A 13,044-nucleotide genomic window follows, 5' to 3' on the forward strand; every position below is an offset into this window, starting at 1 on the left:
CCTTCGCGGGGATGACAACTGAGAATGCCGCAATCACGTAACCAAATGCATCCCCGCATCCATGCGCACGACCTCGCCGGTCATGTTGCTGGAGGCCGGCATCGCCAGGAAGCAGACGAGCTGCGCGATGTCTTCGGCTGAAGAGGCGACTTTCAGCGGCACCTTCGCCACCACGCTGTCGCGCACCTGTTTTGCCTGTTCCTCGCCGCGCCCCTTGGTGAACCAGGGCGTGTCAATATAGCCGGGGCAGACCGTGTTGACGCGAATCAAGGGCGCCAGCGCACGCGAGAGCGACAGCGTCATCGTGTTGAGCGCGCCCTTGCTTGCAGCATACGCAATGGACGAGCCGACGCCGCTGATGCCGGCGACGGAGGAAATGTTGACCACGGCTGACGGTCGCCCGGATCCGTTTGCACCGGCCTCGAGCAGACTGCGCGCCGCACGCACCATCTGGAACGGTCCGATGGTGTTGACGCCGTACAAGCGCTGGAAATCTTCCGCCGAGAGCCCGTCAAGATTGCCATGGGCGACATGCTTGGTGGTGCCGGCATTGTTGACGAGGATGTCGAGCTTGCCCCAGCCGCTCGCGGCCGCGACGATCCTGCGGCAATCGTCATCCTTCGAGACGTCGCCCTGAGCAACCAGCACTTCCGCGGCGCCCGCCTTGCGGCAGATTTCTGCGGTGGCCTCGGCTTCGGTCTTGCTCGACGAATAGTTGATGACGAGCCGCGCCCCGTTGCTTGCGAGAATCTCCGCGGTCGCCGCGCCGAGACCGGATGCGGACCCCGTCACGATTGCGCACAAACTGTCCTTGGCCATCCGGATTTCCTTCCCGTGTTGATGTGGCGCCTTGTTTAGCGAGTTTGCGGCGCCCTGCAAATCGAGCAAACTCCGCTAAGCGGAATTAGTCCAGACCGCTGCTCGGGCTGTTTCTTGCCCCATGCTGGCGCCGCAGATGGGCTTGCGATCAACGCTTGTCAGGGCCATGGCTTTTTCGGATCATCGGGCGCAAGAAGAGATTGCGCGACGCCCCCTTTGGGCAGGACGCGCCAATGGCAAAACACGGGGAACGCTGTGGCGGAGAGTGACAATATCGTCGTCGAGACCGCGGAAAAAATCTTCGCCGATCTCGCCGATCCGCAAACCATCAACAACGACAAGAAGGCTTCGTGGCAGGCGCCGCTGTGGCAGGCGCTCAGCGAAGCCGGCTTGCCCTTGTCGTGGGTCCCCGAAGATCTCGGCGGCTCCGGCGCCAGCCTGGCCGACGGTTTTGCGCTGCTGAACGCCGCCGGACGTTTCGCGGTTGCGGTTCCCCTGGCCGAAACCATGCTCGCGGGCTGGCTGCTGGCGCAGGCGAAGATCGCCTCGCCCGAAGGCGAGATGACGGTGCTGCCGGCCTCGCCAAAGGATCGCATCAGCGTTGATGCCGATGGCGCTCTCACCGGCCGCTGCCGCGGCGTGCCCTTTGCGAAATCGGCCAAGCATTTTGCGGTGCTGGCGCATGGCAAGAACGGCGTTTCGATCGCGCTTGTGGATGCCAGCAAGGCGCGAACCGAATCCGGCCTCAATGTCGGCTACGACCACAGCGACACCGTAACGCTCGACAAGGTCCAGCCTGTCACCATCAAGGCCGCGCCTGATGGTGTCGACCAGACCAATCTGATGCTGATGGGCGGCGTGGCGCGCAGTCTTCAGATCGCTGGCGCGCTGGAGTCCATGCTCGATATCTCCGTGCGCTATTCCAACGAGCGCGTCGCCTTCGAGAAGAAGATCTCGAAATTCCAGGCGGTGCAGCACAATCTCGCGCGCCTCGCCGGCGAATCTGCCGCCGCACTTGCCGCCGCGACATCGGCGGCTGATGCCATCGCGAATGCTGGGAGCTTCGACGACGAGGTCTATCTCGAAGCCGCCGCGGCAAAAATCCGCTGCGCGGAAGCTGCGGAAAAGGGCGGTGGCATCGCGCACCAGGTTCACGGCGCGATCGGCTTCACCATCGAGCACATCCTGCACCGCTATTCGCTGCGGGCGCTGGCCTGGCGTGACGATTTCGGCTCGGAGAGCTACTGGGCCGTCGAGCTCGGCAAGCTGGTCGCGCGCCGAGGCGCCGATGAATTGTGGCCGCTCGTGGCGTCGCGCTGACAGGGAGACGAAACACATGACCGCTGCCCTCCGTTTCGATCCGATCCGCCTGCCCGAGAAATGCGAGCAACTGCGCAAGGAAGTGCGCGCCTTCCTCGCCGAGGAAATCGCCGCCGGGACCTTCGATCCGCACAAGCCCAACCGCGAAGACACCGACGTGCCGGAATTTTCCCGCAAGGTCGGCGCCAAGGGGTGGCTCGGCATGACCTGGCCGAAAAAATATGGCGGCCAGGAGCGCTCCTTCCTCGAGCGTTACGTGGTGACCGAGGAGATGCGCGTCGCCAACGCGCCGACGCGGCGCTTCTTCGTCGCCGACCGCCAGAGCGGCCCGGTGCTGCTGAAATACGCCCCTGAACATATCAAGATGGACATCCTGCCGCGCATCTGCCGCGGCGAGATCTGCTTTGCCATCGGCATGAGCGAGCCGAACTCCGGCTCGGATCTGTTTGCGGCGAAGACGCGCGCGACCAAGACCGACGGCGGCTACCTCATCAACGGCACCAAGATCTGGACCTCGTCGGCGCATATCGCCGACTACATGATTGCGATCTTCCGCACTTCGCCGCCGACCAAGGAGAACCGCCGTCACGGCCTCACCCAGTTCTTGGTCAAGATGAAGCAGCCGGGCATCAAGGTGAACCCGATCGGCCAGATCACCGGCCAGTACGAATTCAACGAGGTGGTCTTCACCGATTTCTTCGTCCCTGATGATCACGTGCTCGGCGAAGTCGACGGCGCCTGGAAACAGGCGACATCAGAGCTCGCCTATGAGCGTTCGGGGCCCGAGCGCTTCCTCGAGACCTATTACGTGCTGACCGAGCTGGTTCGCGCGGTCGGTCCCAACCCGGATACCCGCAGCGCCGAAGGCATCGGCCGTCTGGTGGCGCAGCTCCACACCATGCGGCGCATGTCGGTGTCGGTCGCGGGCATGCTGCAGGCCGGCAAGGAGCCGGTGGTCGAGGCCTCCATCGTCAAGGACATCGGCACGGTCTGGGAGCAGCAGCTTCCGCACCGCGTGCGCGATCTCGCGGCTTTCGTCGAGGAGACCGCGACCAATCGCGAGACGCTGGAGCGGCAGCTCGACTTCGCGATCAAGACCGCGCCGAAACTCACCATCCAGGGCGGCACCACTGAGGTGCTGCGCGGCATCATCGCCCGCGGGCTTGGCTTGCGCTAGTCGCGCGGACTGAGCCTGCGCTAACGCTTCGAGGACATCATGACCACTTACAAAGATATCGGCGTCGAGAAAGTCGGGCACGTCGGCACCATCGAGATTCGCCGGCCGCCGCTGAACTTCTTTGACATCTCGCTGATCAACCAGATCGCGGATGCGCTCGATGAGTTCGACCGCGACATCGTGATCCGCGCCTCCGTGTTATCAGCGCAAGGCAAGGCGTTCTGCGCCGGCGCCAATTTTGGTGATCCCGCGCGGCAGGCGCAGGAAGCGCAGGAGGCCGCGAAAAAGGCCAAGGGCGACCCGGCCGACAGTCTCGGCCCGATCAATCATCTCTACATCCAGGCCGTGCGCATCTTCCGCGCCAAGAAGCCGATCGTCGCCGCCGTGCAGGGCGCGGCCATCGGTGGCGGCCTGGGCCTTGCGGTCTCGGCCGACTTCCGCGTCACCTGCCCCGAGGCGCGCTTCTCCGCGAACTTCACAAAACTCGGCTTCCATCCCGGCTTCGGCCTGACGACGACGCTGCCCGAGCTGATCGGCAAGAACAACGCCGAGCTGATGTTCTACACCAGCCGCCGCGTCACCGGCGAAGAAGCCTACAAATGGGGCCTCGCCAACGAGTTGGTGCCGCAGGATCAGGTCAAATCCGCGGCAATGAAGCTCGCCGGCGAAATCGCCGAATGCTCCCCGCTCGGCCTGCTCTCCACCCGCGCCACGATGCGCGCCGGCCTCGCCGACCGCGTCATGGCCGCGACCAATCACGAGCTTGCCGAACAGACGCGCCTGCGCGCGACGGAGGACTTTAGGGAAGGCGTGAAGGCGACGGAAGAGCGGCGCGTGGCGATTTTCAAGGGAAGGTGATTGCGGCTATATCCCGCCGTATCACTCGGACGCCTCCACAACCTCCGACTTCGTCCCGGCGAAGGCCGGGACCCATACGCCGCAGCAGTCGTTGTTGTGCGAGCTGGTCATTGCCTGTCTTCGCCACACTTCTGCTGCGGCGTATGGGTCCCGGATCTGCGCTTCGCTTGTCCGGGACGACAGCGGCGTGTGGGGCAACTGCTCAACTCCCAACGCGGAACGTCACGCCACCCAGCAAAAACTCGTTCCCCGCGACCGCAAGCCCTTTCTCTCGCGCGGCATGAAGCACGCTGGCCGCATCGACCACCCGAAACTCCAGCGCGCTCATGATCTCGCTTGCGCCCTTCACGAAGCGAAACGTCGCGTTGGGCAATCTCAATTCGGCGTCACCATCGGGCGCAATCCCGATGATCTTGCCCCAATGCGCCGCCAGACCTTGCGGATCCGGGCTCTGCATTTCCACTGCCGTCAGCGCCTGCGTCACATCCTTGCGGATGAACTTTTGCCAATCGGGTCCAGCCGGCGGATAGGCGCCCAAGATGTCATCGCTGCCTTCGGTGTGATTGAACTCGATAAAGGCCGCGCGGCAGTCGCGAGGATGGAGCTGCACACCGTGATAGGGCGCGTGGTCGATGACATTGGCGGTGCGCACGCCAAGTGCATTGGCGTTGCGGCCGCGCTCGTCCGGATCGTTGCAGCAGAAGATCGCCATGTAGCCGCCGCGGCCGCCGGTCTTCTCGATGAAGCGGCCGGCGGTGGTGCCGTCCTTGAAGGGCGCGACGACCTCCAGCATGATCGTGTCGACCGGGAGCAGCGCGTTCTCCAGGCCGTATTTCGCGACATTGCCGTCGCGGTAGCAGACCGAAAGGCCCATGATCTCGGCGATGTCCGAGATGACGGGCGCGAGCTGCGGCGCGACCAGACAAATCTGCCGCAGCCGCATATAGGGCGTCATCGTCATGCGCCCTTGAAAGACGGCTTGCGCTTTTCGACGAACGCCTTTGCGGCCTCCTTGTGATCCTCGGTGTCGCTGCAGCGGGTGTGATGGATCGCCTCGCCGTCGAAGCAATCTTCCAGCGGAAGATGCTCTGCGTTGTTGATGTTGCGCTTGATGAAGCCGAGCGCGATCGACGGCCCCTGCGCCAGCGACATCGCAAGCTCATGCGCCGCAGTGTCGATCTCGGCGTCGGGCACGACCCTGGTCACCATGCCGATCGCATGCGCTTCCCTGGCGGTCAGCACCGGCGAGGTCAGATAGAGCTCGCGCGCCCGTGCACTGCCGAGCAGCTGGGTCAGGAAATAGGTGCCGCCATAATCGCCGGAGAATCCGACCTTGGCGAACGCCGTGGTGATCTTGCAGGATTCGGAGGCAACACGCAGATCGCAGGACAGCGCCATCGACAGACCGGCACCGGCTGCGGCGCCGTCGAGCTGCGCCACCACGGGCTTTGGCATCTGGTGCAGGATGCGCGAGACCTCCATGCCGCGACGAAGGTTCGCCATTTTCACCTCGAACGGCAGCGGCGCGCGGCCGGCTGCCATCGACTTGACGTCGCCGCCGACGCAGAACGAGCCGCCGGCGCCCTTGAACAGCACTGCCCGCACCTCGGGATCGTCGGCCGCGCGCCGCGCCGCCTCGACGAGGCCTGCGACCATCTCGGGGTTGAGCGCATTCTTCCGCTCCGGCCGGTTCATTGTGATGGTGAGCAGCCCGCCTTCGAGCTTCTGCAGGACCATGTCGTTCATGGGACGTCTCCCTTGTTGTTTGATTTGCTCTGTCGTTCCGGGGCTCGCGAAGCGAGAACCCGGAACCTCGAGATCCCCAGGTGCGCAATTGCGCACCATAGTTCGCGCTAGCCGCGCCCCGGAATGACGCTTCGCGTCACTTTTTGACCAGCGGGCAGCGCGACTGCTCCAGCGACTGGAACGCTTCGCTGCCGGGCACGGTGGCGAGCAGCTTGTAATCGTCCCAGCGGCCTTTCGATTCCGACGGCTTCTTGACCTCGAACAGGTACATGTCGTGCACCATGCGGCCGTCCTCGCGGATCTTGCCGTTGTGGGCGAAGAAGTCGTTGATCGGCGTGTCCTTCATCACCTTCATGACCGCGGCGGCATCGGTCGTGCCCGCCGCCTTCACCGCTTTCAGATAGTGCATGACAGAGGAATAGACGCCGGCCTGCGCCGAGGTCGGCGGCCGCTTCACGCGCTCCATGAAGCGCTTCGAGAAGGCGCGCGTCTCGTCGTTCATGTCCCAGTAGAAGGCTTCGGCCAGCAAGAGCCCCTGCGCGGTCTCGAGCCCGATCGAGTCGATGTCGGTGACGAAGGCCAGCAGCGGCGAGACCTTCTGGCCTCCCTTCATGATGCCGAACTCGGCCGACTGCTTGATGGCGTTGACGGTGTCACCGCCGGCATTCGCGAGCCCGATCACCTTGGCTTTCGACGCCTGCGCCTGCAGCAGGAACGAGGAGAAATCCGACGTGTTGAGCGGATGGCGCACGCTGCCGAGCACCTTGCCGCCGGTCTTGGTGACGACGGCGCTGGTGTCCTTCTCCAGATCCTGGCCGAAGGCGTAATCCGCAGTGAGGAAGAACCAGGTGTCGAGGCCCGACTTCACGGCCGCAAGGCCGGTCACATTGGCCTGCCCGTAGGTGTCGAACACGTAGTGGATGGTGTAGGGACCGCAGGCCTCGTTGGAGAGACGGATCGAGCCCGGGCCATTGTACATGATGATCTTGCCTCGCGCCTTCGCGATCTCGCCGGCGGCCAGCGCGGTTGCAGAGGCTGCGACGTCATAGATCATCTCGACGCCCTGATTGTCGATCATGTCGCGGGCGATGTTGGCGGCAAGGTCGGCCTTGTTTTGATGGTCGGCCGCCAAGACCTCGATCTTGCGGCCCAACACCTCGCCGCCAAAATCTTCCACCGCCATCTTGGCCGCAGTCTCGCTGCCGGGGCCGGTGATGTCGGCGTAGAGGCTCGACATGTCGAGGATGCCGCCGATCTTGAGCGGAGGCTTGTCCTGCGCCTGCACGGCGCTCGCGCTGAGGGCAAACGCAGCGGCGAAAATGCCCGACAAAATATGCTTCATTGAAACAACCTCCCTTGATTGCCTTGCTCTGAATGGCGGCTTGATCATTGCTATTCCGACAATCATGCCGCATGCGCAAGAGAGCAGCAAGCAGAAGCGCGATGCGCATCTCGCGCGCGCTGTTTTGTTTTCCGCAAAGCGGAATGGTGATGTATGGACAAATATCTCCACGTCATTGCGAGCGCGGCGAAGCAATCCAGACTGCCTCCGCGGAAAGATTCTGGATTGCCTCGCTGCGCTCACAATGACGGAGTGTGAGGAAACGTCTTCGTTGCCCGCTATACTTGGGGTAAGGCTAGGGCCTAACGCAACCTCTCCGGGTCTCGTGACGCAACGACTCTCCCTCATCGTCGCAAGCCTTCTCCTCGCGGGTCACGCTGCGTTCGCCGCGCCGTGTCAATTCGAGGCACAAGGCGAAGGCCGCGTTGCCGCCATCACCGACGCACGCAGCGTTCGGCTCGATGACGGTCGCGAAGTCCGTCTCACCGGCATCGAGGCGACTTCGACGACGAAGCAGGCGCTGACCTCACTGTTGGTCGGCCGCGACGTCGTCCTGCGCGGCATCGACGACACGCCCGATCGTTATGGTCGGCAAGGCGCGCTCATCTTCATCGGCGAGAGCGAGACGTCCGTGCAGGCCAAGCTGCTCGCCCAGGGCGATGCCCTCGTCTCCGCCGAGATCACCGACAAAGACTGCGCGGCTGCCCTGATGGTGTCGGAGGCCGAGGCGAGGCGCCAAAAAAAGGGCAGTTGGGCTGACCCGTCGGCCATAAAAAACGCGGAAAGTCCGGACGATATTTTGGCGGGGATCGGGCGCTTTATGGTGGTCGAGGGCAAAGTCCTGTCGGTCCGGCAAGCTGGGGCAATGACCTACCTCAACTTCGGACGGAGCTGGACACGCGGCTTTGCGGTGACTATTTCAAAGCGCAATCTGCCGGCCTTCGAAAACGCCGGAATGATCCTTAAGTCCCTGGAAAACAGACGTATTCGTGTCCGGGGCTGGGTTGAGGGGACGACGGGGCCGCGTATCGATGTGCTCCGGGTGGGACAAGTCGAGTTGCTGGGCGCAAACGAGCCGACAGGGGTAAGGCCTTAAGATCAAGGCCAGGCACGGGTTAAGCGACGTGAATGGGGTGCTAGAACGGCACGGACGAGGTGATGACCGCCGCCTGCGGGCTGCGCCGGCCGTGCTTTGCCTGCTGCTCGGCACGGGCCTGGCCGGTTGCGGCGACATGGGCCGGTTCCAGACCGCCGCGACCCCGGCAACGGTGGCGATGCCCAAGCCCAAGCCGGCCGTGGCCCAGACAGCCGCCACCGAAAAGGAACACGAGCGCATCCTGGCGAGCTACGGCGGGACCTATGACGACCCCCGGCTCGAATCACTGGTCAGCAAGACTGTCGACCGCCTCGTTGCCGCTTCCGATCGCCCTGATCAGGGCTACAAGGTCACCATCCTCAATTCCGGCGCGGTCAATGCCTTCGCGCTGCCGAACGGCCAGCTCTATGTGACCCGCGGCCTGCTCGCGCTGGCCAGCGATACCTCGGAATTGTCCTCCGTGCTCAGCCACGAGATGGCGCATGTGCTGTCCAAGCACGCCGCGATGCGTGAGGACCAGGCCCGCCAGGCCGCGATCGTGACCCGTGTCGTCACCGACATGAGCAACGACCCTGACCTGACCGCGCTCGCGCTCGCCAAGACCAAGCTCACCATGGCGAGCTTTTCGCGCAACCAGGAATTCGAGGCTGACGGCATTGGCGTCGGCATCTCCGCCAAGGCCCATTTCGATCCCTATGGTGCCGCCCGCTTCCTCTCTGCAATGGAACGCAATGCCGAGCTGAAGGCCGGCAAGAGCTCGCTGGATCCGCGCGCGCAGGATTTCACCTCGTCGCATCCGGCGACGCCCGAGCGGGTGCAGAATGCGCAGACCATCGCGCGGCAATATGCGGCGCCCGAAGACACCGAGCGCGACCGCGAGAGCTATCTCGCCGCGATCGACAACCTCGTCTATGGCGAGGACCCCAGCGAGGGCTTTGTCCGTGGCCGCAGATTCCTGCACCCGAAGCTGGGCTTCACCTTCCAGGCGCCTGATAACTTTACGCTCGACAACACCGCGCAGGCGGTGATCGGCGTGCGCGAGGGTGGCTCGCAGGCGATGCGGTTCGATGTCGTGCGCGTGCCGGCCGAGCAGTCGCTCGGCGACTACCTCAATTCGGGCTGGATGGAAGGCGTCGAGAAGGCCTCTACCGAAGACCTCACCATCAACGGATTTCCGGCCGCGTCCGCCACCGCCAAGGGCGACCAGTGGCAGTTCAAGGTCTATGCGCTGCGCTTCGGCAGCGACGTTTACCGCTTCATCTTCGCCACCCGGCAGAAATCGACCGAGAGCGAGCGCAATGCGCGCGAGACCGTCAATTCGTTCCGCCGCCTGACGCTCGAGGAAATCCAGGCCGCGCGTCCGCTGCGCATCAAGGTGATCACCGTGCAGCCCGGCGACACCGTGGAATCGCTGTCCCACCGCATGGCCGGCGTCGATCACCCGGCCGAACGCTTCCGCGTGCTGAACGGGCTCGACCGCAACGCGCAAGTGAAGGTGCGCGACCGCGTGAAGATCGTGACGGATTGAGGCGCTACTTCGCCTTCTCCTTCAGATACGCGATGATATCGGCGCGATCCTGCGCATCCGGCACGTCGAAGAACATCTTGGTTTCCGGCACCATGGCCTGCGGCCCGGTCAGCCATTTGTCGAGATTTTCCTCGGTCCAGACGATCCCGGAGTTCTTCAGATCGGGCGAGTAATCGTAGCCGGCGACGCTGCCTGCCTTGCGGCCGACCACACCCTTGTGCATCGGCCCGACGCCGTTCTCGTTGATCGAGTGGCAGTCTGCGCAGCCCTTGTAGAGCGTCTGGCCGCGCGCGGCATTGCCGGTGGCGCCGGCGGGCCCGGCGGCGCATAGCGCAATCACGATGATCGCCAGGACCAGGCTTGTCGTGGTTCGTGGGGGGACGGAAATTGACCGAACGTTCATGTGAGCTCCTGTTTGCGGCAGCAAACAGGATCGCCCGGCCCGAAGTTTATTCCCGTCAGTTCGGCGATCCGCCCGCGTCCATGTCGCCCGCCTCGCGCTGGCCGCTGAGCCAGAGCGCCAGCAGGGTCCAGAACGCGCCCGAAAGCAGGTAGGCACCCGAGGCGATGACGCCAAGATTGGTGGCGAGCAGCAGCGCGACCAGCGGCGCGAAGCCGGCGCCGAACAGCCAGGCCATGTCCGAAGTCAGGGCGGAGGCCGTGTAGCGGTACATCTGCTTGAAGTTCGAGGCGATCGCGCCCGAGGACTGGCCGAAAGAGAGGCCGAGCAGGATGAAGCCGATTACCATGTAGATGGTCTCGCCGAACGCGCCGGCATCGAGCAGCTGCGGGGCGAAGCCGCTGTAGATCGCGATCGCGATCGCCGATCCCATCAGCAGCGATTTGCGGCCGACCCGGTCGGCGATGATCCCTGAGGCGACGATCGCAGCAACGCCGAATACGGCGGCGACGATCTCGATGATCAGGAAGCGCACCGGGCTTTCGCGGGTGAACAGGAACACCCAGGACAACGGGAACACCGTGACCATGTGAAACAGCGCAAAGCTTGCCAGCGGCGCGAAGGCGCCGAGCATGATGTTGTGGCCTTCGCGCGCAACCGTGTCGGAGATGCGCGAGGGCTGCAATTCGCGGGTCTCGAACAGCGAGGCATATTCTTCCGTCGTCACCATGCGCAGGCGCGCGAACAGCGCCACGACGTTGATGGCGAAGGCAACGAAGAACGGATAACGCCAGCCCCAGTCGAAGAAATCTTCGGCCGAGAGGTTGCCGGCGAAATAGGCGAACAGCGCGCTCGCCACGATCAGCCCGAGCGGGGCGCCGAGCTGCGGCACCATTGCGTACCAGCCGCGCTTGGAGGCCGGCGCGTTCAACGCCAGCAGCGAGGCCATGCCGTCCCAGGCGCCGCCCCAGGCCAGACCCTGCGCGAGACGCGCCAGCGCCAGCAGCCAGATCGCGGCAACGCCGATCTCGGAATAGCCGGGCAGGAACGCCAGCGCCACGGTGGCGGTGCCGAGCAGGAACAGCGCCGAGACCAGCTTGGCGGTCTTGCCGTATTCGCGATCGACGGTCATGAAAATGACGGTCCCGATCGGCCGCGCGACGAAAGCCAGCGCGAAGATCATGAAGGAATAGAGCGTGCCGGTCAGCTCGCTCGTGAACGGGAACACCAGGCGCGGGAACACGATCACCGAGGCGATCGCGTAGACGAAGAAGTCGAAGAACTCCGAGGTGCGGCCGATGATGACGCCGATGGCGATCTCGCCGGGACTGGCCTGGTCGTGGCCGTGCTCGCCCGAGTGGATATCCGCCATTGCGGGGGTCTGTGCCGTCGCCATGCGTTAAGCCCTTAACGTCCTGAAAACCAAAGCCGACCGCCCGGCGGACGCCAGGCAAGCTACCCCTGTTTGACCTAGCCTCCCGCAGTGCAACATTGGACAAATTGTCCAATGTCCGGATTGCTGCGCCGCAGCTACCCCTTGGCCCCGCAAAGGAAACTCATTCTCATAAGGCTCGGCCCGTGTCCCGTCTCAAGATCCTGGCGCTGCTACCCCTGGCCGCCGCGCTCAGCGGCTGCAACTACGTCGTGCTGGCGCCAGCCGGCGATATCGCGGCGCAACAGCGCGACCTCGTCATCATCTCCACCATCCTGATGCTCCTGATCGTCGTCCCCGTGATGGCGCTGACGGTGCTGTTCGCCTGGCGCTACCGCCAGTCCAACACATCCGCCCGCTACGAGCCGGATTGGGACCACTCGACCAAGCTCGAGCTGGTGATCTGGTCGGCGCCGCTGCTGATCATCGTTTGCCTGGGCGCGCTGACCTGGATGGGCACGCATCTGCTCGACCCCTATCGCAACATCGGCCGCATCCATGCGGAGCGCGCCGTGGACCAGTCCAAGGCTCCGCTCGACGTCGATGTCGTCGCGCTCGACTGGAAGTGGCTCTTCATCTACCCCGACTACGGCATCGCCACCGTCAACGAGCTCGCAGCGCCTGTTGACCGCCCGATCAACTTCCACATCACCGCGTCCTCGGTGATGAACTCGTTCTACATTCCCGCACTCGCCGGACAGATCTATGCGATGCCGGGCATGGAGACATCGCTCCATGCCGTGATCAACCACGCCGGCACTTACAGAGGCTTTTCCGCGAACTACAGCGGCGCCGGCTTCTCCGGCATGCACTTCAACTTCCATGGCCTCGACGACAAGGGATTTGATAGCTGGGTAGCGCAGGCCAAGTCTGCCCGCGGCTCGCTCGGCCGCGCCGAGTATCTCCAGCTCGAGAAGCCCAGCGAGAACGAGCCGGTGCGCCGTTGGGGCACGGTCGATTCCGATCTCTACCGCCTGATCCTCAACATGTGCGTCGAGACCGGCAAGATGTGCCAGAGCGAGATGATGGCGATCGACGCCAAGGGCGGCAATGGCCATGAGGGCCTGAACAACACCCTGCCGCTGTCCTACGACAAGTACGCCCGCCGCGGCACCGTGCTTGGTCCCGAACCGACCTTCGTCGTCGGCACCTGCACGCCGGATGCACCGCAAGGCCAGACCACAGCCGCGATCAAGGCACCCCTCGACACCGCGCCGCTCCTCGGAGCCGGCCTGAAGCGGCCGACCTTCGCGCCGCTGAAGTCCTCGTCCTTCTTCCTGGGACAGCGTCCCAAATCAGACTCCTGAAGTCAGACTCGTAAAGAGA

At 64.2% G+C, this 13,044-nt stretch carries 12 protein-coding genes; 6 read left to right on the forward strand and 6 right to left on the reverse strand.

Annotation, left to right across the window (positions count from 1 at the left end; translation table 11 throughout):
* Window positions 1–33: 33 nt before the first annotated feature.
* A complete protein-coding gene (locus Q0687_RS07475; RefSeq protein ID WP_298873989.1) occupies window positions 34–819 on the reverse strand; it encodes an SDR family oxidoreductase in 786 nt (261 codons plus the stop codon).
* Window positions 820–1,074: 255 nt separating this feature from the next.
* Here Q0687_RS07475 and Q0687_RS07480 point away from each other — a divergent pair, with 255 nt between their 5' ends.
* From Q0687_RS07480 to Q0687_RS07490, 3 genes are read left to right on the forward strand one after another with little or no spacing between them, the layout of a single operon-like run.
* Window positions 1,075–2,139 (forward strand): acyl-CoA dehydrogenase family protein, encoded by a 1,065-nt coding sequence (locus Q0687_RS07480; protein ID WP_298873990.1) that lies wholly within the window; start codon window positions 1,075–1,077, stop codon window positions 2,137–2,139.
* 16 nt (window positions 2,140–2,155) lie between these two features.
* Window positions 2,156–3,316, forward strand: a complete 1,161-nt coding sequence (locus Q0687_RS07485; RefSeq protein WP_194479159.1) for an acyl-CoA dehydrogenase family protein — start codon at window positions 2,156–2,158, stop codon at window positions 3,314–3,316.
* A gap of 39 nt (window positions 3,317–3,355) precedes the next feature.
* The gene (locus Q0687_RS07490; protein WP_298873994.1) at window positions 3,356–4,174 is read left to right on the forward strand and encodes an enoyl-CoA hydratase/isomerase family protein; all 819 of its coding nucleotides are present in this window, start codon (window positions 3,356–3,358) and stop codon (window positions 4,172–4,174) included.
* 202 nt (window positions 4,175–4,376) lie between these two features.
* Here the strand turns inward: Q0687_RS07490 and Q0687_RS07495 are convergent, their stop codons facing one another.
* From Q0687_RS07495 to Q0687_RS07505, 3 genes are all read right to left on the reverse strand, one after another.
* Window positions 4,377–5,129 carry a hypothetical protein gene (locus Q0687_RS07495; RefSeq protein WP_298874132.1) on the reverse strand — a complete coding sequence of 251 codons (753 nt, stop codon included), beginning with the start codon at window positions 5,127–5,129 and terminating at the stop codon, window positions 4,377–4,379.
* Window positions 5,130–5,131: 2 nt separating this feature from the next.
* Complete coding sequence (locus Q0687_RS07500; protein WP_298873996.1) at window positions 5,132–5,920, reverse strand: enoyl-CoA hydratase; 789 nt, start codon at window positions 5,918–5,920, stop codon at window positions 5,132–5,134.
* Window positions 5,921–6,056: 136 nt separating this feature from the next.
* Window positions 6,057–7,262, reverse strand: coding sequence for an ABC transporter substrate-binding protein (locus Q0687_RS07505; RefSeq protein WP_298873997.1), 1,206 nt, complete (start codon window positions 7,260–7,262; stop codon window positions 6,057–6,059).
* Between the two features lie 244 nt (window positions 7,263–7,506).
* Between Q0687_RS07505 and Q0687_RS07510 the strand changes: the two genes are divergently transcribed.
* Together Q0687_RS07510 and Q0687_RS07515 are read left to right on the forward strand one after the other, a co-directional pair.
* On the forward strand, window positions 7,507–8,358 hold the full coding sequence (locus tag Q0687_RS07510; RefSeq protein ID WP_298874134.1) for a thermonuclease family protein: 852 nt from the start codon (window positions 7,507–7,509) through the stop codon (window positions 8,356–8,358).
* Window positions 8,359–8,494: 136 nt separating this feature from the next.
* Window positions 8,495–9,886, forward strand: a complete 1,392-nt coding sequence (locus tag Q0687_RS07515; RefSeq protein WP_298874136.1) for a M48 family metalloprotease — start codon at window positions 8,495–8,497, stop codon at window positions 9,884–9,886.
* 4 nt (window positions 9,887–9,890) lie between these two features.
* Here the strand turns inward: Q0687_RS07515 and Q0687_RS07520 are convergent, their stop codons facing one another.
* Together Q0687_RS07520 and Q0687_RS07525 are read right to left on the reverse strand one after the other, a co-directional pair.
* On the reverse strand, window positions 9,891–10,289 hold the full coding sequence (locus Q0687_RS07520; protein WP_298873999.1) for a cytochrome c family protein: 399 nt from the start codon (window positions 10,287–10,289) through the stop codon (window positions 9,891–9,893).
* Between the two features lie 55 nt (window positions 10,290–10,344).
* Window positions 10,345–11,682, reverse strand: a complete 1,338-nt coding sequence (locus Q0687_RS07525; protein ID WP_298874001.1) for an MFS transporter — start codon at window positions 11,680–11,682, stop codon at window positions 10,345–10,347.
* Window positions 11,683–11,864: 182 nt separating this feature from the next.
* On the opposite strand from Q0687_RS07525, the gene cyoA reads away from it, so the two are divergent.
* Entirely contained in the window at window positions 11,865–13,025 is a 1,161-nt protein-coding gene (cyoA, locus tag Q0687_RS07530) for a ubiquinol oxidase subunit II (protein WP_298874004.1), read from the forward strand.
* Window positions 13,026–13,044: the final 19 nt, after the last annotated feature.

Source organism: uncultured Bradyrhizobium sp., assembly GCF_936928535.1.
Classification (GTDB): domain Bacteria; phylum Pseudomonadota; class Alphaproteobacteria; order Rhizobiales; family Xanthobacteraceae; genus Bradyrhizobium.

Coding starts and splice junctions, on each gene's coding strand:
- Q0687_RS07525 (WP_298874001.1), bottom strand. CDS start 11,682: ATGGCGACGGCACAGACCCCCGCAATGGCGGATATCCACTCGGGCGAG.
- Q0687_RS07520 (WP_298873999.1), bottom strand. CDS start 10,289: ATGAACGTTCGGTCAATTTCCGTCCCCCCACGAACCACGACAAGCCTG.
- Q0687_RS07490 (WP_298873994.1), top strand. CDS start 3,356: ATGACCACTTACAAAGATATCGGCGTCGAGAAAGTCGGGCACGTCGGC.
- Q0687_RS07515 (WP_298874136.1), top strand. CDS start 8,495: ATGGGCCGGTTCCAGACCGCCGCGACCCCGGCAACGGTGGCGATGCCC.
- Q0687_RS07485 (WP_194479159.1), top strand. CDS start 2,156: ATGACCGCTGCCCTCCGTTTCGATCCGATCCGCCTGCCCGAGAAATGC.
- Q0687_RS07475 (WP_298873989.1), bottom strand. CDS start 819: ATGGCCAAGGACAGTTTGTGCGCAATCGTGACGGGGTCCGCATCCGGT.
- Q0687_RS07510 (WP_298874134.1), top strand. CDS start 7,507: ATGACGGAGTGTGAGGAAACGTCTTCGTTGCCCGCTATACTTGGGGTA.
- Q0687_RS07495 (WP_298874132.1), bottom strand. CDS start 5,129: ATGACGCCCTATATGCGGCTGCGGCAGATTTGTCTGGTCGCGCCGCAG.
- Q0687_RS07505 (WP_298873997.1), bottom strand. CDS start 7,262: ATGAAGCATATTTTGTCGGGCATTTTCGCCGCTGCGTTTGCCCTCAGC.
- Q0687_RS07500 (WP_298873996.1), bottom strand. CDS start 5,920: ATGAACGACATGGTCCTGCAGAAGCTCGAAGGCGGGCTGCTCACCATC.